This window comes from Collimonas sp. OK242, assembly GCF_900107095.1.
In the GTDB taxonomy this organism is placed as follows: domain Bacteria; phylum Pseudomonadota; class Gammaproteobacteria; order Burkholderiales; family Burkholderiaceae_D; genus Collimonas.
On the sequence record NZ_FNOR01000008.1, the window covers coordinates 137277 to 159879 of the forward strand.

The 22603-nt window shown below is 57.3% G+C and carries 18 protein-coding genes and 2 tRNA genes; 16 read left to right on the forward strand and 4 right to left on the reverse strand.

What is annotated here, in order from left to right:
* Positions 1 to 9: 9 nt before the first annotated feature.
* Genes BLV81_RS10635 through BLV81_RS10645 form a run of 3 tightly spaced genes read right to left on the reverse strand, consistent with a single transcriptional unit; the run spans position 10 to position 2619 of the window.
* Positions 10 to 600: a nucleotidyltransferase family protein gene (locus BLV81_RS10635; protein WP_092355449.1), complete on the reverse strand. Its 591-nt coding sequence runs from the start codon at positions 598 to 600 to the stop codon at positions 10 to 12.
* Between the two features lie 25 nt (positions 601 to 625).
* Complete coding sequence (locus tag BLV81_RS10640) at positions 626 to 1357, reverse strand: DsbC family protein (protein ID WP_092355731.1); 732 nt, start codon at positions 1355 to 1357, stop codon at positions 626 to 628.
* An 11-nt stretch (positions 1358 to 1368) separates the two neighbouring features.
* A complete protein-coding gene (locus tag BLV81_RS10645; RefSeq protein WP_092355733.1) occupies positions 1369 to 2619 on the reverse strand; it encodes an FAD-dependent monooxygenase in 1251 nt (416 codons plus the stop codon).
* Positions 2620 to 2803: 184 nt separating this feature from the next.
* Between BLV81_RS10645 and BLV81_RS10650 the strand changes: the two genes are divergently transcribed.
* The 11 genes from BLV81_RS10650 to prmC all read left to right on the forward strand — a co-directional run bounded on the left by BLV81_RS10650 (position 2804) and on the right by prmC (position 14538).
* Positions 2804 to 2879: transfer RNA gene (locus tag BLV81_RS10650), tRNA-Phe, on the forward strand.
* 323 nt (positions 2880 to 3202) lie between these two features.
* A complete protein-coding gene (minC, locus tag BLV81_RS10655; protein ID WP_092355452.1) occupies positions 3203 to 3943 on the forward strand; it encodes a septum site-determining protein MinC in 741 nt (246 codons plus the stop codon).
* A 150-nt stretch (positions 3944 to 4093) separates the two neighbouring features.
* A complete protein-coding gene (minD, locus tag BLV81_RS10660) occupies positions 4094 to 4909 on the forward strand; it encodes a septum site-determining protein MinD (protein ID WP_092355455.1) in 816 nt (271 codons plus the stop codon).
* Between the two features lies 1 nt (position 4910).
* Entirely contained in the window at positions 4911 to 5162 is a 252-nt protein-coding gene (gene minE / locus BLV81_RS10665; RefSeq protein WP_092355458.1) for a cell division topological specificity factor MinE, read from the forward strand.
* Between the two features lie 429 nt (positions 5163 to 5591).
* Positions 5592 to 6281: a response regulator transcription factor gene (locus BLV81_RS10670; protein WP_092355461.1), complete on the forward strand. Its 690-nt coding sequence runs from the start codon at positions 5592 to 5594 to the stop codon at positions 6279 to 6281.
* 40 nt (positions 6282 to 6321) lie between these two features.
* Complete coding sequence (locus BLV81_RS10675) at positions 6322 to 8007, forward strand: FecR domain-containing protein (RefSeq protein ID WP_092355464.1); 1686 nt, start codon at positions 6322 to 6324, stop codon at positions 8005 to 8007.
* 46 nt (positions 8008 to 8053) lie between these two features.
* Positions 8054 to 10456, forward strand: a complete 2403-nt coding sequence (locus tag BLV81_RS10680; protein ID WP_092355467.1) for a CHASE2 domain-containing protein — start codon at positions 8054 to 8056, stop codon at positions 10454 to 10456.
* Between the two features lie 118 nt (positions 10457 to 10574).
* Positions 10575 to 11876 (forward strand): glutamyl-tRNA reductase, encoded by a 1302-nt coding sequence (hemA, locus tag BLV81_RS10685; RefSeq protein WP_092355470.1) that lies wholly within the window; start codon positions 10575 to 10577, stop codon positions 11874 to 11876.
* Positions 11877 to 11977: 101 nt separating this feature from the next.
* Positions 11978 to 13060: a peptide chain release factor 1 gene (gene prfA, locus BLV81_RS10690; RefSeq protein ID WP_092355473.1), complete on the forward strand. Its 1083-nt coding sequence runs from the start codon at positions 11978 to 11980 to the stop codon at positions 13058 to 13060.
* A gap of 80 nt (positions 13061 to 13140) precedes the next feature.
* A complete protein-coding gene (locus tag BLV81_RS10695) occupies positions 13141 to 13641 on the forward strand; it encodes a disulfide bond formation protein B (RefSeq protein WP_092355476.1) in 501 nt (166 codons plus the stop codon).
* A gap of 21 nt (positions 13642 to 13662) precedes the next feature.
* Complete coding sequence (prmC, locus tag BLV81_RS10700; RefSeq protein WP_092355479.1) at positions 13663 to 14538, forward strand: peptide chain release factor N(5)-glutamine methyltransferase; 876 nt, start codon at positions 13663 to 13665, stop codon at positions 14536 to 14538.
* A 94-nt stretch (positions 14539 to 14632) separates the two neighbouring features.
* Here prmC and aqpZ read toward each other — a convergent pair whose 3' ends face one another.
* The gene (gene aqpZ / locus BLV81_RS10705; protein ID WP_092355482.1) at positions 14633 to 15328 is read right to left on the reverse strand and encodes an aquaporin Z; all 696 of its coding nucleotides are present in this window, start codon (positions 15326 to 15328) and stop codon (positions 14633 to 14635) included.
* A gap of 392 nt (positions 15329 to 15720) precedes the next feature.
* On the opposite strand from aqpZ, the gene BLV81_RS10710 reads away from it, so the two are divergent.
* The 5 genes from BLV81_RS10710 (at position 15721) to pilB (ending at position 22599) form a co-directional block, all read left to right on the forward strand.
* The gene (locus tag BLV81_RS10710) at positions 15721 to 18063 is read left to right on the forward strand and encodes a Tex family protein (RefSeq protein ID WP_092355485.1); all 2343 of its coding nucleotides are present in this window, start codon (positions 15721 to 15723) and stop codon (positions 18061 to 18063) included.
* 238 nt (positions 18064 to 18301) lie between these two features.
* The gene (gene ispB / locus BLV81_RS10715) at positions 18302 to 19252 is read left to right on the forward strand and encodes an octaprenyl diphosphate synthase (protein ID WP_092355736.1); all 951 of its coding nucleotides are present in this window, start codon (positions 18302 to 18304) and stop codon (positions 19250 to 19252) included.
* Positions 19253 to 19332: 80 nt separating this feature from the next.
* A tRNA-Pro gene (locus BLV81_RS10720) sits at positions 19333 to 19409 on the forward strand.
* A 52-nt stretch (positions 19410 to 19461) separates the two neighbouring features.
* Complete coding sequence (locus BLV81_RS10725) at positions 19462 to 20751, forward strand: HlyC/CorC family transporter (RefSeq protein WP_092355488.1); 1290 nt, start codon at positions 19462 to 19464, stop codon at positions 20749 to 20751.
* 123 nt (positions 20752 to 20874) lie between these two features.
* Complete coding sequence (gene pilB / locus BLV81_RS10730) at positions 20875 to 22599, forward strand: type IV-A pilus assembly ATPase PilB (RefSeq protein WP_092355490.1); 1725 nt, start codon at positions 20875 to 20877, stop codon at positions 22597 to 22599.
* The last annotated feature ends 4 nt before the right edge of the window (positions 22600 to 22603 follow it).

A 22603-nucleotide genomic window follows, 5' to 3' on the forward strand; every position in this document is an offset into this window, starting at 1 on the left:
CTCTGCTGATCACTGTCGTATATCGGCGACGATGTCGATATCCTGATGGATGCCCGGATCGTCCACCGCCACTTCGACCACAGGAAATGCCTGCAACACGCTGCGCGCGCCTTGATCGCCGTGCAATGCCAGCAGCTGCGGCAGATGCAGGCGGCTGAAGGCAACCGGATTGCCGCGCCGGCCTTGATAGATCGGTACCGCAATGTCAGCGCCTTGACGTAGAGCAAACGTCAAGGCGCGGATAGTGCTTGCTTGAAGATAAGGCATATCGGCCAGGGCAATCACCCAGCCGGCGGCATCCGCGGTTTGTTGCACGCCGCAGACCAGCGACGCCGCCATGCCATCGTCGGCAGCGTCGCATTGGACCCAGCCGTGGCCGGCGATTTGCGTTACCAGATCAGCTGCGCCAGGGCGCAAGACAACGCATATCGGCAACACTGCAGCCAGATTGCCGGCAGCCGTTGCCAGCACAGTCTGGCCGGATGCGGTCGGCAACGGCTGCAACAATTTGCTGCGAGCACCGCTAGGATCAAAACGTCGGCCGCGGCCCGCTGCCAGCAACAGGCCGACGATTTTCCCGCTATATTGTTGGCGGCCCATGACGGCTTGCAGATCAGGTATCTGTTTATTTCAAAGAGCTGAATTTAGCTTCCATCGTTTTGGCATCGATCCAGCCCGGCGAACGTGTGCCGTCTGCAAAGATAATCGTCGGCGTGCCGGTCACGTTCAATTTTTGACCGAGCGCCAGTACTTTGTCGTTCGGCGCCTGGCAGGATGCCGGCGCCGTTGCGGCAGCCTTGCCATCGGCCATCAGGTCAGTCCAGGCCTTGTTGCGGTCGGCGCTGCACCAGACGTTCCTGGCTTTGACTGCAGAGTCTTCCGCCAGGATGTTATACAGGAAGGTATACACGGTAACGTTGTCGACTTCCGGCAAAGTGGTCTTGTGGAAGCGCTTGCAATAGCCGCAGTTGGGGTCTTCGAATACAGCGATCACACGCTTGCCGTTACCCTTGACTTTTTTCATGGCCAAATCCAGCGGCAAATCCGAAAACTTCACCTTGCTCAACTCGTCCACCCGCTCGCGGGTAAAGTCGCGCGAAGACTGTGCATCCATGATGCGGCCGACAAAAACATACTTGGCGGCGGCATCGGTATAGAAAATATCCTTGCCGACACGCACTTCAAACAAGCCTGAATAAGGAGTCTTGGTCACTTCATCGACCTTGACGCCATCTCCCAGGCGCGGCTCTATCAGTTTTTTTACCGCCGCCTCCTGCAAAGTCTCGGCGCCGGCAACGCTTGCCGACAATCCCATCAGTGCAACCAAGGTCACAAACATCGCGCTTATTTTTTTCATCATCATTCCAGTTATTCGTTATCGGCTGTCCGACCCAAGGCGTGGGCCATTAATTGTCTTTTTAAGACCGGTACATTATTCAGCAAGTTCAACCCGAGATTGCGCAGCAAGCGCAGCGGACCGATATCAACGCCAAACAATCGTTCCAATCCGTCGGTAGTCATTTGCATCAATAATATTTCTTCCTTGCGCGCGCGCGCATAACGCGCCAGCACGCCGGCATCGCCGCAATCGCGATGAGCTCCGCGCTCGGCCAGCACCTGAATCAAAGCCGTGACATCACCGAAACCTAGATTCATGCCATGCCCGGCCAGCGGATGCACTACATGCGCCGCATCGCCGATCAGGGCGACACGCGGCGCCACAAGAGCATGCGTTTTGAGCAAGGACAAAGGAAACGCTTGCGCCAGTTCCGGCTGCAAGGCTTGCAATTGGCCCAGCTTGTCGCCAGCCAGTATCGACAGGCGCGCGGCCAGTTGCGACAACGGTTCATCTAACAGGGAAAGCGCCAGCGCTTCCGGCGCCGACCAGACCAAAGACACGCGCTGCCCAGGCAAGGGTAATAAGGCGACGATGCCTTCGGTTTCGGTAAACCATTGGTAGGCAATGCCGTGATGCGGCCGCTCACAAGCAAAATTGGCGACCACCCCGCGCTGCCTGTAAGAACGATAATCGATGCCAATCTGGCATTGGCCGCGCACCCAGGATTGCGCACCGTCAGCGCCCACAAGCAGGGCGGCGTCAATGGCTTCACCCGATTCCAATTGCAAAGTCGCGGCCGTCGCATCTACTTGCATCGTCTTTGCGCGGCCGCTGAGCACACGCACATTAGAGGCAAATTTCAGCGCTGCATCCAGCGCCTGGTTCAGATTGCCATCTTCAACTATCCAAGCCAATGCATCGACATGCGCGCTGTAAGCATCGAACGTGAGAGTCCCGGCTGCGCTGTCCGTCCCGCCTCTGATCGTCATGCCTTCCACAGCGCTGATACGCGTGGGGTCCAAGGCATCCCACACCTTGACCGTCGACAGCAAGCTGCGCGCCACATGATTCAGTGCGTACACGCGCGTGTCCCACACATCTGCCGATGGCGCAGAGGGTGCCGCAGGCGGCGCCATCCCCAACAACGCGACGCGCAAGCCCATCTGCGCCAAGCCCAGCGCCGCCGCTTTACCAACAGCACCATTGCCCACAATACAAATATCATATTTGACCGTCGGCGCGGCACCGGTATTTTTCGAGATTGATCCGATATCTTTCATACCGCCATTATAACGACTACGCTTGCAATGGCCTGCGCCCGCCATAAATAGAGATCCCCTTGCCATCAGACTCGATGTCGCCGCCCCAAACTCAAGCAAAGAAATGCGCAATCGAAAGTTTTTTCAAGAAGTTGCAACAAGGGGCTTTGCGGATCGAAAATGTTTTGCTATACTCCTGTCCCTTGGCCTGGTAGCTCAGTCGGTAGAGCAGAGGATTGAAAATCCTTGTGTCGGTGGTTCGATTCCGCCCCGGGCCACCAAAATCAGAAAAGGGCTTAGCTTCGGCTAAGCCCTTTTTGCATTTGCGGCGCGACATAAAAAACGCAAAACGCGGAAATTAAAACACGGGAATCAGCCGCTAGCGCGCCTAGCTCGGGTAAAGTTGCAGATGAGGCCAATGCGGTCGGGGAGTGTTGGCAATTAGTGGCAATGCTTTTTTCGTGATCGTCCGGAGATTTGGTAAGATCACAAATTACGACAATATTTTATACACCTTTAAAGCGAACCAATTGCCGTCTAAACGTTCTATAAACCAATTCGCCAGTACTTTCCGCCTTGGTTTACCCATACATCTCATTGCTTTATGCTCAAAAACAAATCCCGCAAGCCGATTGAAATAAAAATTGCAACTGTGGTCGCCGTATCCGCCATCCTGCATGATTCCGATCCGATGGCATTAGAAGCTGCCCTGCAGGAGATGACCGGCGGCACCGCCGATTTCTTTGACAATGAGTTTGCGGTCATCGACGTGGCTGCGCTGGGATCGGACCGGCCGCCAACAGATTGGCCGCAATTGATCTCCCTTCTGAAGAAATATCGCTTGAATGCGGTTGCGGTGCGCAATGCCCCTGCAGAAATGGAGGACGGCATCATCGCCAGCGGACTGAGCATCGATCACGTCGTGGCCGCGCGCCCGGAACCTGCCGCCCCGCCACCGCCGCCGCCCGCCGCAGTTGCAACGCCTCCGCGCCCCGCCGCCAGCACCATGATTATCGATACGCCGATCCGGGCAGGACAACGGATTTATGCGCGCGACGCCGATCTGGTCATTACCGCCACGGTCAACAACGGCGCCGAAATCATTGCCGACGGCAGCATCCACGTCTACGCGCCGTTGCGCGGGCGGGCACTGGCCGGCGCCAGCGGCGATACCTCGGCTCGTATTTTTGCGGCCAGCATGGAGGCCGAACTGGTTTCCATCGCCGGTGTGTATCGCACTTTTGAAAACGGTTTGCCGCCGGAGCAAAAGGGCCAGCCGGCACAAATTCGCCTGAGCGGCGACCGGATTGACGTACTATCGCTCAATTCTGCTTCACGTAACTAGGGGAATCCGCTACTCCGCCCTGCGGGTTTTCTTTACAATTTAACCGTTTTATCTATCTAGTCAGTTGGGGACAGAGTCGCACGGAAAGTGGAATCCGCCACGCTACGGCGGCTCTTAAACTCTGTCCCGCAATGCTTAAAGGAGCTCTTCGTGGCAAAAATCATCGTTGTTACGTCCGGCAAAGGCGGGGTTGGCAAGACCACTTCCAGCGCCAGTTTTGCTTCGGGTCTGGCCATGCGCGGTCATAAAACCGCTGTGCTCGACTTTGACGTCGGCCTGCGCAATCTGGATTTGATCATGGGCTGTGAACGGCGCGTGGTGTACGATCTGATCAATGTGGTCAACAAGGAAGCGACGCTGACCCAGGCCCTGATCAAGGACAAGCATTGTGAAAACCTGTTCATTTTGCCGGCTTCGCAAACCCGCGACAAAGATGCCTTGACCGAAGAAGGTGTTGAGAACGTTCTCAACGATCTGGTTAAAATGGATTTCGAATACATCATTTGCGATTCGCCGGCAGGCATTGAACGTGGCGCCGTGATGGCGTTGACATTCGCCGACGAAGCGATTGTCGTGACCAACCCTGAAGTGTCGTCGGTGCGCGACTCCGATCGTATCCTCGGCATCATCCAGGCAAAATCGCGGCGCGCGCAAAACGGCGGCGAACCGGTCAAGGAACATTTGCTGATCACCCGTTATTCGGCGAAACGCGTCGACGCCGGCGAAATGCTGTCGTATACCGACGTGCAAGACATTCTGCGCATTCCTCTGGTTGGCATCATTCCTGAATCGGAATCGGTATTGCACGCTTCCAATCAAGGTAACCCGGCGATTCACATCAAAGGCAGCGATGTCGCCCTGGCCTACGAAGACGTGGTGTCGCGCTTCCTCGGCGAAGAAATCCCCCTGCGCTTTACCTCCTATGAAAAGCCGGGCTTCCTGCACCGCATTTTTGGAGGGAAATAACATGGCATTGCTCTCGTTCTTATTTACCAGCAAGCCTAAAACGGCCTCGGCCGCCAAGGAACGCCTGCAAATCATCATTGCCCGTGAGCGCAATGGCCGCAACGGGCACGATTTTCTGCCTGCCTTGCATAAAGAACTGATTGAAGTCATTTCGAAATACACCAAGGTGAACGCCGACGACATCAAGATTTCCCTCGATCGCCAGGGAAATCTTGAAGTACTGGACGTCAATGTGGTGCTGCCGGACGCGTAATCGATCTCGCAAGCCAATCGCATCTGTCGATCGCATTTACCAATCGCATCGACCAATATTCGAGGCTGAATTCGGCGCCACCAGCGCCGGCAAATGTCGCACAACGACATGGCCCCGACTCCTGATGCTGCGGCAGCGCATTATTGCGTGCCGCCGGTGGAATTTTACAAATCCCGTCATACACTGTATGACAACCTCGATTGTCGATATAGCGCCACAACAGCGCTGCCTCGATTAAAGTTTGACAATGATTTTTGTCAAACGCATCTGATACCACTGAATTTTTTAATTTTTGTGGCAATTGCAATACATCGGAAAAATATAGAATATTTATCTACAGCAATGTGGCAATAAGATTAATATACTCCTTGTATTCGCCACAACACGATGCCGGCCACCAGCGCTGAAATCACCTAACATACTTAAAATATGAGAATTGCTGTCCTTGATGACGACCCCAGTCAAACCGATCTAGTTTGTCAGGTGCTCACATCCAGTGGGCATGTTTGCCATCCGTTTCAGAGCGGGAAAGAGATATTGAATCAGCTGCGCCGGGAAAGCTACGACATGCTGGTTCTGGATTGGCAGGTCCCGGATCTCAGCGGCCCGGAGGTATTGCGCTGGGTAAGAGACAAGCTGCCCAAGACTATCCCTGTCCTGTTTATCACCAGCCGCTCCGGCGAGGATGACATTGTCGAAGGCCTGGCGGCCGGCGCCGACGACTACATGATCAAGCCGATCCGGCGCAGCGAGTTGGTGGCGCGCGTGCAGGCCCTGTTGCGCCGCGCCTACCCGATTCAGAACTCAAGCGAACAAATCGTATTTAACGACTATTTGTTTGAAACGCGCTCAGGTCGCCTGACTTTGGCCGGCAAGCCGATTGAGATTACCCAGAAGGAATTCGACCTGGCTTTGTTGTTTTTTCGCAACCTTGGCCGCCCTCTGTCGCGTGCGTATATCCTCGAGGCAGTCTGGTCGCGCGATGTCGACATCCCGTCCCGTACCATGGATACGCACGTCTCGCGGGTACGGAGTAAGTTACAATTACGACCAGAAAACGGCTATCGACTCGCTCCGGTTTATAGCTATGGGTATCGACTAGAACAACTAACAGGATAAGGCGCGTTCCGGTTGCGCTGATCCAGACAGAAATGCGGATATGCGCAGCACACTAGAAAAAATAGCTTTCCTGGCACCGTTCTTTGCTGCGTCCTCGCTCTCGTTTGCGGCCCCGCCTGCAGCTCCACCGGCGCTCAATCCATCCTCGCTGCAAGTGGGCGCAGCAACCGTCATTTACCGCGCGCAAGCTGGCGATACCTTAAGCATCATTGCCGAGCAACTGACTGCCAGCAAGGGCAACTGGGTGCAACTGGCAAAACTCAACCGCATCGGGAACGACCGCACGATCCCAGTCGGCACCGCCATCGTCATTCCGGTAGCGCTGCTGCCGGACGATCCGAGCACTGCCCAGGTAGCCGCCATGTCCGGCCATATCGACGCAGTCGCCGCCGATGGCCGCCCGATCGACATCAGCATCGGCACCATACTGAGCGAAGGCACCATCATCAATACCGGCAGCAACAGCTTCCTGTCGCTCAACCTGCCTGATCAATCGCATATCGCACTGCCGTCCAACAGCCGGGTAAAACTGAGCAAGCTGCGTACCGCACGTTATATCCGCAGCCCGCGCACTGAAATCACGCTGCTGAAAGGCCGGGTCGAGTCCAAAGTCTCGCCGCTGGACAAAAACAAGGGCCGTTTCGAAGTCCGTTCGCCATTGGCGGTGGCAGGCGTGCGCGGCACCGATTTCCGGGTTGGCCTGGTCGGCGACAGCGTCACGACCGAAGTGTTGAGCGGCGGCGTTGCAGTGGCAAAGAAAAGCCAGCTGCCGGCGCTGACCTTGCACCAGGGCCAAGGCAACGTGACCAATGCCAAAGGGGTGGGCAAGGCTGTCGCGCTGCTGCCCGCACCGCAACTCAAGGGCCAGTCACAATTGCAAGAACGGCCGGCGGTGCGCTTTACCATCGCCCCGGTAGCTGGCGCCCATGGCTATCGTGCGCAAATCGCCACCGATGCCGATGCGCGCAATATCGTTAACGAGGCAGAGTCGGACCAGCCCGAAATCAAGATCAACGGGCTTGAGGACGGTGCATATTTCGTCCGCATCACCGCGCTCGGCCAAACTGGCTTGCAAGGCATCCCGCAGACAACTGCGTTTACACTGAAAGCGCGGCCGGAGCCGCCTATCTCGATCGAACCAAAAAACAAATCGCGCAGCGAAGATGTGATGTTTAGCTGGGCCGAAGTCGGCAACGCGCAAGCCTATCATTTGCAAGTCGCCAGCGACGCTGAATTCAAACAGCTGGTGGTTGACCAGGCCGCCCTCGCTGCGCCGCAATTCAGCGCCGGCAAACTGGCGTTGGGAACCTACTACTGGCGCGTGGCGACCATCGTCGAGCAAGCCGACGGCCGCGATCAAGGGCCTTACGGCGACCCGCAAAGCTTTAACCTGCTGCCGGCACTGCAAGTGCCTAAGATTGCCGATGCGATTGATGGCGACCTGTCGTTTCGCTGGAGCGCAGAGCCGGGACAAACATTCCTGGTCGACATCGGCCGCGACGCCGGCTTCTCGGCACTGCTGTTGACGCAAACCACGACGACACCGGAAATCAGCGTGCCGCGTCCAGCCAGCGGCACCTATTTCATTCGCATCAAAGCCACTGATCCCGACGGTTACGTAGGGCCGTTTTCGCCATCGCAAAAAGTCTATATCGGCAGCCACTGGGTCACCGGCGACGGCTCGCCTTTGCTCAATGTCGGCGGCAATACCCAGGCCGGATATTAAGTTAGCCTGAACCGGCCGCAACCATGCAAACCCTCGCCCACCGTTCATGATCAAGCAGGTTATACCGCTCATCAAACGCGTGGCGTTTCGCCAGTGGACGGCAATTACCATCCTGATGCTGATCGTGGCCGGCAGCATGGGTTATGTGAACGGCCTCGGCCGTCTCGACAGAACCTTGTATGACCAGTTCATGCGGGCCGATTCGCGGCCGGCGCGCGACGACATCATCATCGTCGCCATCGACGATTACAGCATCAGCAAACTGGGCCGCTGGCCATGGGACCGCAGTCTGCACGCTAAACTGCTGAACCGGATCATGCACGCCAACCCGTTAGCGATCGGGCTCGATGTCATCATGCCGGAAGCCGAGCAAGGGCAGTCTCCCGGCTCGCGGGCAGACGACCGCGCACTGGCCAAGGCGCTTGCCGCCAGCAAGCTGACGGTGCTGCCGATTGTCGTCGCCAGCGCCGGTCCCGGCCTCAAGGCTTTGTTGCCGACGCCGGATTTTCTCGCCGCCGCCCGCAGCCTTGGCCATATCCATCTGGAACTCGATCCCGACGGCGTCGTGCGCAGTGTCTTTCTGCAAGAAGGCCAGGACGGCAAATGGTGGCCGCATTTTTCGGTAGCGCTGGCTGGTGTCGCCGGACAAAAAATTACCCGAGCAGACGGCAACCTGCCAGGTGCACGGGTAGGCAATACGCCAGCCGACCTCGACCCGCACAAGGCAGGCAGCTGGCAACGCGATTATCAAATCCAGATCCCGTTTGCCGGCAGCAGCGGCCATTTCCGTTCTGTACCTTATGCCTCGGTATTGCGCGGCGATGTTCCCGATCAGTTTTTCACCGGCAAATACGTGCTGATCGGCGCCACCGCGCTTGGCATGGCGGATACTTTCCCGACCCCTGTATCGGGCACCTCCGGCGTCATGTCGGGCATCGAGATCAATGCCAACATCCTGGCTGGCCTGCTCGATCACAAAACGATCAGCATCGCGCGGCCTGTGCAGACTGCGCTGTTCAGCATCGTTCCGGTCCTGATCGCGCTATCGAGCTACCTGCTGTGGACGCCGCGCATCTCTTTGCTGATCACGGCAACCCTGATGCTGCTGACGATGGCGGCCAGCTATTTCCTGTTGACGCTGGGGCTCTGGATCGCCCCGACCGCAGCTTTGATCGCGCTGGCCATCGCCCATCCCATATGGAACTGGATCCGCCTCGAATCGGCGATTTCCTATCTTGGGCAGGAATTCATGTTGCTGGACCAGGAACCGCATCTGCTGCCCGAAGTGAATACCGAACCGGGGCCGCAGCAGGTGGAAGACGTGCTTGAGCAACGCATCAATGCCATGCGCGTTGCCGCGCGCCGGGTGCGCGATTTACGCCAGTTTATTTCCGATAGCGTGAATAGCCTGCCGGACGCCACCTTGATCACCACCATCGATGGCCATGTGCTGGTATCCAATCAATTTGCCCGCGACTACTTCGCCGCGGCCGGCATCCGGAACATCGACGGTGCGCTATTGCCCTATCTGTTTTCCAACATGAGTACGCCGCAGGCAAGCAATGCCTCGGCTGGCCACACCTTCAGCTGGTGGGACCTGATCGATCTCGAACATGTATCGACCCTGACCAACGGCACCACGGTACAGGACCAGCAAGGGCGCGACCTGCTGATCAAAAGCGGCCCCTGCCACTCAGCCCGCCAGGTTCTGACCGGCTGGATCGTCAGCATCGTCGACATCACCGTTATCCGTGCCGCTGAACGCAGCCGGGATGAAACCCTGCGCTTCCTGTCGCATGACATGCGCGCGCCGCAAGCTTCGATCCTGGCGTTGCTCGAATTACAGGGGAATCCTTCCTCGGCGCTGCCGCAAAAGGAGTTCTTCGCCCGGATCGAGCAAGCTGCGCGCAAGACATTGGGACTAGCGGATAATTTTGTCCAGCTGGCGCGCGCCGAATCGTCCGAATACCGGCTTGAAATAGTGGATTTCCAGGACGTGCTGTACGACGCCGTCGATGAAATGTGGAGTCTTGCCAATAATAAGAAAATCGAGCTGATCACCGATATCGAAGGCCAGGAATTCCTGACCAATATCGATCGCTCGCTGATGGCGCGGGCACTGTGCAACCTGATTTCCAACGCCATCAGCTATAGCCTGCCGGATACCAGAATTACCTGCTTCCTGCGCCTGAAATACGTCAAATTATTACCGCAGATCGTGTGCCGGATCAGCGACCGCGGCTGTGGTATTGCGCCACACGACCAGGTCAAGTTATTTCAGCGTTACCAGCGTGTCAGCGCCCCCGGCCAGCCGCATACAGACGGCACCGGCCTCGGCCTGGTATTCGTAAAAACCGTGGTGGAGCGCCATTTCGGTGAAATCACGCTGGAAAGCACTTTGGGCGAAGGCAGCACTTTCATTGTGACATTGCCGGCTCTCACCAACTAAGCCACTACCAAGCTGCGGCCAGCCCCATCCAGACTGGAATTTCTTCCCTGGCGACTAAGAGTATAATCTTGGGTTAACAATATTACGATTTTGCCATCCCCTGCTGCCAATTGCATCCATGCACCTGCTAACCGTCGGACTCAACCACACCACCGCGCCTGTTGCCTTGCGCGAAAAAGTGGCTTTCCCGGCTGACCAGATCGGTCAGGCGGTGATGGCGGCGCGCGCCTGGTTTGGCGGCGGCAGCGGGCCCAGCATGTCGGATGAAGCTGCCATTCTGTCAACCTGCAACCGCACCGAACTCTACGCAGCCGGCAATTTTCAGCACGGCGGCGCTGATGCTATCGATACTTCGATCGACTCCACCGCACATTTCCTCGCGCATTATCACCAGCTGCCCTACGCTGATTTGCGGCCGCATTTGTACACCTTGCCGCAAGACAATGCAGTGCGCCATGCATTCCGGGTGGCTTCAGGACTCGATTCGATGGTGCTGGGCGAAGCGCAAATCCTTGGCCAGATGAAGGATGCGGTGCGCCATGCGGAAGCGGCAGGCGGACTCGGCACTTATTTGCATCAATTGTTCCAGCGCACCTTTGCGGTCGCCAAGGAAGTGCGCAGCACCACTGAAATCGGCGCCCATAGCGTCTCCATGGCCGCCGCTGCGGTGCGCATGTCCGAACGCATTTTTGATAGTATCGCCGGGCAGCATGTCTTGTTTATCGGCGCCGGCGAAATGATCGAGTTATGCGCCACCCACTTTGCTGCGCAAAATCCGAAATCCCTGACGGTAGCCAATCGCACCCTGGAACGCGCTGAATTGCTGGCGCATCGTTTCGACGGCAAGGCGATCCGGCTGGCTGATTTGCCGACGCAACTGGGGAATTTCGACATCATCGTTTCTTGCACCGCGTCGAGCTTGCCGATCATCGGTCTTGGCATGGTCGAACGCGCCGTCAAGGCACGGCGCCACAAACCGATGTTCATGCTGGATCTGGCGGTGCCGCGCGATATCGAGACCGAGATCGGCCGCCTCGACGATATTTTCCTGTACACCGTCGACGATCTCGGTTCGATCGTGCAAACCGGCATGGAACATCGCCAGGCCGCGGTGGCGCAAGCGGAAGCCATCATCGAGACCCGTGTGCAATCATTCATGCACTGGGTCGATAACCGGACGGTGGTGCCAGTGATCCAGGACCTGCAGGAATCGAGCGAAGCCATGCGCCGGCTGGAGCTGGAACGGGCTCGCAAAATGCTGGCCAAGGGCGAAGATATCGAGGTTGTCCTGGAAGCTTTCTCCAAAGGCTTGACCGCCAAATTCATGCACGGCCCGCAACAGGCTTTGCACAATGCCCAGGGCGACGAACGTGCGCGCCTGGCTGCACTCCTGCCGCAACTGTTCCGCACTAAACGTTAGCGCGTCTGAGCTATAGCCGCAGAGCCGCGTTTCGTCGCGAGCCCTGCGCGTGACATTGTTGTTTCCCCCTTTGATTCATCCTGTTCTGACTGAAACCCGCCATGAAACCATCAATGCTCGCCAAGCTCGATCAACTTGCCAATCGCTTAGTCGAGGTCAACGATTTGCTGATGCAGGAGGATGCCACCGCCAGCATGGACAGCTATCGCAAGCTGACGCGCGAGCATGCAGAACTGGGGCCGTTGGTAGCGCTCTACCAGTCCTATCTGCAAGCCGCCGCCGACATCGAAGCGGCGCAGGAAATGCAATCCGATCCCGACATGAAGGAATTCGCCCAAGATGAAATTCTGGCGGCGAAGGCGCGCATGGAACAACTGCAGGGTGATCTGCAAAAAATGCTGCTGCCCAAAGATCCTAACGACGAGCGCAATATTTTCCTGGAAATCCGGGCCGGCACCGGCGGCGACGAATCGGCGCTGTTCGCCGGCGATCTGCTGCGGATGTACACACGCTTCGCCGAACGCAACCGCTGGCAGGTGGAAATGGTGTCGGAATCGGCATCGGAAATCGGCGGCTACAAAGAAGTCATCGTGCGCGTCATCGGCTTTGGCGCCTACTCCAAGCTCAAGTTCGAATCCGGCGGCCACCGCGTGCAACGGGTGCCCGCCACGGAAACCCAGGGCCGCATCCATACTTCGGCGTGCACCGTGGCCATCATGCCGGAAGCGGATGAAGTCGGCGATGTCGACATCAACCCCGCCGATATCCGCATCGACACCTACCGCGCCTCGGGCGCCGGCGGCCAGCACATCAACAAGACCGATTCTGCCGTGCGCATCACCCACATGCCGACCGGCATCGTGGTTGAATGCCAGGACGACCGCAGCCAGCACAAGAACAAGGCATCCGCCCTGAAAGTGCTGGCGGCCCGTATCAAGGACGGCCAGCTGCGTGCACAGCAATCGAAAGAAGCCGCTACCCGCAAATCGCTGATCGGTTCGGGCGACCGCAGCGAACGGATTCGCACCTACAATTTCCCGCAGGGCCGGATGACCGACCATCGCATCAACCTGACCCTGTACAAACTCGATTTCATCATGGATGGCGACCTGGAAGAGCTGACCAATGCGCTGGCTGCAGAGCACCAGGCTGATTTGCTGGCGGCGCTGGGCGACGCGGTCTGATAATAAGATAGAATTTAAACCGGTAAATTCACGCGTGGGCACGATGTGTCCACCCTACGACTCAATTTCATCAGCCCAAAATGAAAACATCCAAATCCGTTTTGCTTGCAGTCGCCTTCATCGCCTTGGCCATCCTGGCTGCCGCACTATACCTGCAGCATTTCCAGGACATGCAGCCATGTCCATTATGCGTGATACAGCGCTATGCCTTCGCGGCGATCGCACTGGTTTGCCTGATCTGCGCCAGCCTGCCGGGCGTTGCTCAAAAAGCCGGGGCCGGACTGGGCATCCTGGCAGGACTGGGCGGCGCCGGTACCGCCATCTGGCATCTGTGGATCATCACCCACCCATCGACTTCATGCGGCAGAGATGCCTTGGAAGCGCCGATGAACGCCCTGCCGCCTGCCACCTTGCTGCCATCCGTGTTCAAGGTTGACGCTTATGCGCTCTGCTCGACACCGTATGAACCGATCCTCGGCCTGTCGATCCCGCAATGGTCGCTGCTGTGGTCGGTGGTGCTGGTCGTGATCCTGGTCGCCACGCTGTTCAAGCGCAACGGTAGCGGCAATGGCCGTTATTAATATTAATAGCGGTCGCGATTAATGCCTGCGATTTCCGACACTTTTGCAATACCGGCCGGCAGCAGCATTGCCGCGGTATTGAAGCAGGCGCCGCTGAATCCGCTGGAGAACCGCATTCTGCTGATGCATGTGCTGGGGTTGACACGGATACAGCTGATTACCCAGGACGAGCGGCTTATCGATGCCCTGCAAGCACAACAACTTTCATCCTTGTTTCGACGACGCCTGCTGGGCGAGCCGATTGCCTATATCGTCGGCCAGCGCGAATTTTACGGCTTGCAGCTCGAAGTCACGCCAGACGTCTTGATCCCGCGCCCGGAGACTGAATTGCTGGTCGACCTGGCGTTACAGCATCTGCCTGCTGCCGATGCCGGGAACACGCTGAGCGTGCTTGATCTCGGCACCGGTTCGGGCGCCATCGCGATTGCCATTGCTCACGGCCGCCCTGACCTGAAGGTGACTGCATTGGATGTCAGCTCCGCTGCGTTGACCGTGGCCAGCCGCAATGCGGCGCGCCACCTGACGCCAGACCAAACCCGATTGCAGCTATTGCAAAGCAACTGGTATAGCGCGTTGGCGGACCAGCAGTTCGACGTGATCGTTGCCAATCCGCCGTATATCGTTGCCGGCGACAGCCATCTCACTCAAGGCGACTTGCGCTTCGAACCGCAGGATGCGCTGACCGACCACGCGGATGGCTTGAGCGCGCTGCGCAGCATTATCGACGGCGCCGGCTGTCACCTGAAAGACGGCGGCTGGTTGCTGATGGAACACGGCTACGATCAAGCCTCGGCAGTACGCGCGTTGCTGCAAGCGCAGCAGTTCGATGCGGTGCAAAGCTGGACGGATATTGCCGCTATCGAACGCGTCAGCGGCGGCAGACATAAAACGCGCTAGAGTGTCGTAAAGCACACCGGACCGTAGATCAGAAAACAAAAAAGCGCGGCATGCCGCGCTTTTTCGCATTCCGGCGGAATCGCAAGTCTATCCGTCAGTCCTTCTCGCCCCAGATCGCCGGATACACGACACCCGCAATGACTGCGCCAACCAACGGCGCCACCCAGAACAGCCACAGCTGCTGCAAAGCCCAGCCGCCGACAAACAATGCCTGGCTGGTGCTGCGCGCCGGATTCACCGAAGTATTCGTCACCGGGATGCTGATCAAGTGGATCAAGGTCAGGCACAGACCAATGGCGATCGGAGCAAAACCCGCCGGCGCGCGCTTGTCTGTAGCTCCCAGAATCACGATCAGGAACATGAAAGTCATTACCGCTTCAGTGATCAGGGCCGCACTCATTGAAAACTGGCCGGGTGAATGTTCACCATAGCCATTCGCCGCGAAACCGCCGATCTCCCCGCCCGGCTTGCCGGTGGCGATCAGATATAAAATTCCCGCCGCAATGATGCCGCCCGCCACCTGGGCGACCCAGTAAGGCAGAATTTCGCTTTTCGGGAAACGGCCGGCGGTAGCCAGTCCAAGCGTCACCGCGGGATTCAGATGGCAGCCGGAAATATGGCCGATGGCAAATGCCATTGTCAGCACGGTCAAACCGAAAGCCAGTGCGACGCCATGGAAGCCGATGCCGAGCCCTGGAAAACCCGCTGCCAGCACGGCGCTGCCGCAACCGCCAAGAACCAGCCAGAATGTGCCAAGAGCTTCCGCTCCCAGACGTTTAGAAAGATGCATGTTCGACTCCTGAAAAAATACTACCGTGTAAGTTACCTTATGAGCGACAGACCTTGGATCCGTGCCCCCGCCGCATTCGGCCACAAGCATATTTGCTGACTCATCGACATACAAGAAAAAAATACTTATTTAACAATATTTTTCATTTACAACCCATCTCCATCCATTCTTGACGGACTAGTCCGACAGTTGACTATCCGGCATGGCGCAAATAATACCATCGGGAAACACTCCATGGCGATATGACGATGCAGCTGTCATTTAGCCAACCGAGACTCAGTTGACTACTCAGTTGCGTATTTTCCGGCCGATTTCTTTTCGGACTGTCAAGACTGGCGGAATTATCTGGATTGCGTATCATCCAACGCTTGATTTCATTCTTAAGAATCCTCATGCTGCCTTCGATCGAACAACGTCTCGCCCTTGAACTTGCCGCCAAACCGGCGCAAGTCGCCGCTGCCGTAGCCCTTCTGGACGAAGGCGCCACCGTGCCTTTTATCGCTCGCTACCGCAAGGAAGCCACAGGCGGCCTGGACGATATCCAACTGCGCTTGCTGGAAGAGCGCCTGCGTTACCTGCGCGAACTGGAAGTGCGCCGCGGCGCGATCCTGGCGTCGATTGAGGAACAAGGGAAAATGACCCCGGCACTGCTGCAGGCAATTACCCTGGCGGAAGACAAAACCCGGCTCGAAGACTTGTACCTGCCATACAAACTCAAACGCCGCACCAAGGCGCAAATCGCCGCAGAAGCCGGTTTGACCGCGTTGGCGGATGCACTGCTGGCCGATCCCGATCTGAACCCAGAACAAGAAGCCGACAAATACCTGAAGCCGGCGTTCAGCACCGACAGCGGCGACAATCCCGGCGTCGCCGACGCCAAGGCGGCACTCGATGGCGCCCGCCAAATCCTGATGGAGCGTTTTTCGGAAGACGCCGCGCTGTTGCAGGCGCTGCGCGAATATCTGACCGAACACGGGGTAGTTGAATCGAAAGTGGTGGAAGGCAAGCAGGACGCAGGCGAAAAATTCGCCGACTACTTCGATTACTCCGAAACCATAGGCACCATTCCATCGCATCGGGCGCTGGCGCTGTTCCGCGGCCGCCGCGAAGAAATCCTGAATGTCGTGCTGCGCCTCGACACCGAGGAGGAAAAACCGAAATGGGATGCTCCGCACAATCCGTGCGAAGGACGCATCGCCGCCCGCTTTGGCATCAGCAACAAGAATCGCAGCGCCGATAAATGGCTGAGCGATACGGTTCGCTGGAGCTGGCGCGTCAAGGTTTTCATGCATCTGGAAACCGAGCTGATGACGAAATTGCGGGAAAAAGCCGAGGTCGAGGCGATCAACGTCTTTGCGCTCAACCTGAAAGCATTGCTGCTGGCGGCGCCAGCCGGACCGCGCGCCACCATGGGGCTCGACCCTGGCCTGCGCACCGGCGTCAAGGTGGCGGTGATCGACGCCACCGGCAAGGTGGTAGACACCACCGCGATCTATCCGCACCAGCCGCGCAATGACTGGGACGGCTCACTGCATACGCTGGCGCAGCTGGCGGAAAAGCATAAGGTATCGCTGATTTCGATCGGCAACGGCACCGCTTCGCGTGAAACCGACAAGCTGGCGCAAGATCTGATCAAGCTGCGGCCGGAATTGAAGCTGACCAAGATCGTGGTGTCGGAAGCCGGCGCCTCGGTCTACTCGGCCTCCGAGTTCGCCTCGCGCGAATTGCCGGACATGGATGTCTCGCTGCGCGGTGCGGTGTCGATCGCGCGCCGCCTGCAGGATCCGCTGGCGGAACTGGTCAAGATCGATCCGAAATCGATCGGCGTCGGCCAGTATCAGCATGACGTCGGCCAGACCCAGCTGGCGCGCTCGCTGGATGCGGTGGTGGAAGATTGCGTGAATGCGGTCGGAGTGGACGTCAACACCGCATCGGCGCCGCTGCTGGCGCGGGTCTCCGGACTGAACGCCAGCGTCGCCCAGAGCATCGTCACTTATCGCGACATGAAGGGCATGTTCGGCTCGCGCGCTGCGCTGCGCGATGTGCCGCGGCTGGGTGATAAAACTTTCGAGCAGGCGGCCGGATTCTTGCGCATCATGAATGGCGACAATCCATTGGACGGCTCGGCTGTCCATCCGGAATCCTACCCGCTGGTGGAAAAAATCCTGGCCGACATCAAGAAAGACGTCAAGGGCGTGATCGGCGACAGCAAATTGCTGACCTCACTCAACCCGGCCAAATATGCCGATGACAAATTCGGTGTGCCGACCATCGCCGACATCCTCAAGGAACTGGAAAAACCGGGCCGCGATCCGCGTCCGGAATTCACCACGGCTACCTTCAAGGATGGCGTCGAAGAAATTCGCGATCTGCGGCCTGACATGATTCTGGAAGGCGTGGTCACCAATGTGGCGGCGTTTGGCGCATTTGTCGATATCGGCGTGCATCAGGATGGCCTGGTGCATATTTCCGCACTCTCCAACACCTTCGTCAAGGATCCGCACAGCGTCGTCAAAGCCGGCCAGGTGGTGAAAGTCAAAGTGCTGGAAGTCGACGAAAAGCGCAAACGTATCGCGCTGACCATGCGTTTGACCGATAACGCACCGGTTGCCGGCGCCAAACCGGAGCAGCGTGCAGACCGCAACGACGCCAAGCGCATGTCGCAGCAACGTCAAGCAGCAGCGGCGCCGGCAAACGGCGCCATGGCAGCGGCCTTTGCGAAGTTGAAGGGATAGCAATATCTTTGCGATCGGATGGCTCCGCCCTGCGCCAAGGCGGGGCGGGGCCGTTCTGTGTCGCCGCTACCAAACCAAACAAGAGCCAATTTAGTGCCGACGGGCCTTAGGGCGTGTTGCCATATGATTTGGGAGATGCGTTCAAACCACGGCTGTCATCGTATAATCACGGCACAATCGATTTCCAACAGGTTTTATTTTGTCAGCCGCTCCCAACACTTCATCCTCACAATTCATGATGTCCCCGATCGCGGCCGATATGGAAGCGGTCAATGCAGTGATTCGCCGGCAATTGCATTCCGAAGTGCCGCTGGTGAACCAGATCGCCGAATACATCATCAGCGCCGGCGGCAAGCGCCTGCGCCCGGTGCTGGTCCTGCTGATGGCCCAGGCGTACGGCTATGGCGGCGACAAACACCACGAACTGGCAGCGGTGATCGAATTCATTCATACCGCCACCTTGCTGCACGACGATGTGGTCGACGAATCGTCCTTGCGGCGCGGGCGCCAGACCGCCAATGCGCTGTTCGGCAATGCGGCCTCGGTGCTGGTTGGCGATTTCCTGTATTCACGCGCCTTTCAGATGATGGTAGCGGTCGATAATGCGCGCGTGATGCAGATCGTCGCAGACGCCACCAACGTCATTGCGGAGGGCGAAGTGCTGCAATTGCTGAACATGCACAATCCGGACGTCTCCGAAGAAAACTACCTGCAGGTGATACGCTCCAAGACCGCCAAGTTGTTTGAAGCGGCGGCTCAGCTCGGTGTCTTGATTGCCGGCGCCGGCGACGATGTGATTGAAGCCGCAGGCGAATACGGCCGTTCGCTTGGCACCGCGTTCCAGCTGATCGACGATGTCCTGGATTATTCCGGCAACGCCAGCGATATCGGCAAGAATGTCGGCGACGACCTGCGCGAAGGCAAGCCAACCCTGCCGCTGATCTACCTGATGGAACATGGCACTCCCGAACAACAGGCGCTGGTGCGCAGTTGTATCGAGAATGGCGATGAACAGCACTTCGATGAAATCCTGGCTGCCATTACCAGTTCAGGTGCATTGGACTACACGCGGCACGAAGCCGAGAAAGCCGCGCAGCGGGCGGCGGCGGCGATCTCAGGGTTGCCAAATAGTCAGTTCAAAGATTCTTTGCTACAATTATCAGCATTCGCAGTGGATCGGAATCACTGAGAATTCAGCAAGGGGACTGTCGCATCGGCGCAGAGCGGATCGGCGGCCCAAAAACCTGCTCAAGTCATTGAGCAGCTAGACGGGGTGTAGCTTAGCCTGGTAGAGCGCTACGTTCGGGACGTAGAGGCCGGAGGTTCGAATCCTCTCACCCCGACCAGTCGACACGTTGGCTGGTTAACCTTTTTAACCTTTCATCTTACGGTGACCCTTTGGATGCCGTGCCCATATGGGTGCAGATTCTTGCACTAGTTGTACTCATCTTCCTGTCGGCTTTTTTTGCAATGGCGGAAACCGCTCTGGTGGCCGCCAACAAGCATCGTCTGCGCCATCTGGCCAAGCGCGGCAGCAAGGCAGCCGCTACCACGCTGTGGCTGCTCGAACGCACCGATAAACTGCTGTCGCTGATCCTGATCGTCAATACCCTGGTCAACGCCCTGGCCACTGCATTGGTGACGGCGATTGCCATCACGACATTCGGCAATCATCAGAAAGTGATCACTGTCGCCACTGCGGCGGTTGCCTTCCTCCTGATCGTATTTGCCGAAATTACGCCGAAAGTGATAGGCGCGACGTATCCCGAACGCATTGCCTTGCCGACCAGCTTCGTGCTCAAGCCATTGATGGCGCTGGCCAAGCCGCTGATCTGGTTCGTCAATCTGTTCGTATCGTCTATCCTGAAGGTCCTGCATATCAAAACCGGCAAACACGCGCAGGAACAGCGGGTGTCGCCGGAAGAGCTGCGCTCCATCGTGCTGGAAGGCAGCAATTTCATGCCACAAAAGCACAAGAGCATTTTGCTGAATTTGTTCGATCTGGAAAAAATTTCGGTGGAAGACGTCATGACGCCGAGAGCACAAGTCGAAGCACTGAATTTGTCAGCCTCGGTGGAGGATATCAAACATCAGCTGACCACCTGCTATCACAACAAATTGCCGGTATATGAAGGCGAAATCAACCAGATCGTTGGTATTTTGCATGTGCGCAAGGCAATGGCATTACTGAATCAGGAAGAAGAACTGACGGTCGAGCATTTTCGCCAGCTGCTCACCACGCCTTACTTCGTGCCGGAAGACACCGACGTATTCACGCAATTGCAATATTTCCAGGAAAACCATGAGCGCCTGGGCATCATCGTCGACGAGTACGGCGAGGTGCAGGGACTGGTGACCCTGGAAGACATCATTGAAGAAATGATTGGCGAATTCACCACCTCCAAGCCGGGAGCCGCGCGTGCCGACAGTTTTTCCTGGAATCCGCAAGGGCAATGCCTGCTCGAAGGCGCAACTACCCTGCGGGATATCAACAAGCGCCTCGGTTTGAATTTCCCGCTCGATGGTCCCAAGACCTTGAATGGCCTGTTACTGGAATGGCTACAGGATATTCCCGACAATAACGTCAGCCTGAAAATTGCCGGATGCATCATAGAAATCGTGCAAGTGCAAAACCAGGCGATCAAGGTTGCCAAACTGATGCGGCCGAATAAACTACAAGAACATTAAAAACACTGCCCAACAGCAACTTTTACGACACATTTCTTCACAAATCCTTTACAAGTGAGTTTCCCCTAGGGCATCATTGGTCGGTTCGAATGGTTCGGCACATCTTTTGGTATTGACCCCTCTATGGCAGCAGTATTTCCCAACACCAGTTCCACTAGTCCGATCTCCGGACTTGCCCGTGCATTGCTGCAAGCCGGACGTCTGTCGGCGCCACAGATCGAGTTCCTGCACAAGAAATCAAGCGACAGCCGGACACCGTTTATCGCCGCCTTGCTGGAAAGCGGCCACTTGGATGCGCGTTCGCTCGCCCTGTTTTGCGCCGAGACCTTCGGCTATCCGCAGCTAGACCTGAGCGTGCTCAATTTAAGCACGCTGCCGGAAAAAGCCATCGACGCCAAACTGATGGAAAGTCATTCGGTGCTGGCGCTGGCGAAGCGCGGCAACAAGATCTACGTTGCACTGTCCGACCCGACCAATGTCCAGGCGCTGGACCAGATCAAGTTTCAAACCGAGCTGACGGTTGAGCCTATCATCGTCGAGCATCCGATCCTGCTCAGGCAGATTCAGAAGCTGGTCAAATCGGCCGAACAAAGCCTCAACGAGATGGTCGGCGACGAACAGGAAATCAATTTCGTCGAAGAAGATGCGGCAAGTGTGGCAGACGCGGCAGCCACGGATGTTGACGATGCGCCGGTAGTCCGCTTCTTGCAAAAAATCTTGACCGACGCCATCAACCAAGGTGCATCCGACTTGCACTTCGAGCCGTTTGAAAAATTCTACCGGATCCGCTTCCGGGTCGATGGCGTATTGCGCGACATGGCGCAGCCGCCGCTGTCTATCAAGGAAAAACTGGCGTCCCGCATCAAGGTGATCTCCAAGCTGGATATTTCCGAAAAACGGGTGCCGCAAGACGGCCGCATGCGCCTAGTCGTATCCAAAACCCGTGCGATCGATTTCCGGGTCAGCACCTTGCCGACCTTGTTTGGCGAAAAAATCGTGATGCGTATCCTGGATCCTAGCCAGGCTCAGATGGGGATTGATGCGCTGGGTTACGATCCGGATCAAAAAGCCATTTTGATGGACGCCATTCAACGTCCGTACGGAATGGTGCTGGTGACCGGCCCGACCGGCTCCGGTAAAACCGTATCGCTGTATACCTGCCTGAACATCCTGAACCAGCCCGGCATCAATATTTCCACCGCTGAAGATCCTGCCGAAATCAATTTGCCCGGGGTCAACCAGGTCAATATCAACGACCGCGCCGGCCTGACTTTTCCAGTGGCGCTGAAAGCCTTCCTGCGGCAGGATCCCGACATCATCATGGTTGGTGAAATCCGCGACCTGGAAACCGCCGACATCTCGATCAAGGCAGCGCAAACCGGTCACATGGTGTTTTCCACGCTGCATACCAACGATGCGCCATCGACCCTGACACGCTTGATGAATATGGGTGTGCCGGCCTTCAATATCGCTTCGTCGGTGATCCTGATCACCGCACAACGGCTGGCGCGTCGCCTGTGCAGCTGCAAACAGCCGATTACTCTCCAGGAAGAAGCCTTGCTCGAAGCAGGGTTCACCGAAGATGACATCGACGGCAGCTGGATGCCTTACAAGGCGGTCGGTTGCGAACGCTGCAACGGCACCGGCTACAAGGGACGGGTCGGCATCTATCAAATCATGCCGATTACAGAAGAAATAGAACGCATTATCCTGGCGCACGGCACGGCGCTGGAAATCGAAGCACAGGCGAAGCGCGAGGGTGTCAATACCTTGCGGATGTCGGGATTAGTGAAAGTTAAACAAGGGCTGACCAGCCTCGAAGAAGTGCTTGGCTGCACCAATATCTAATTAG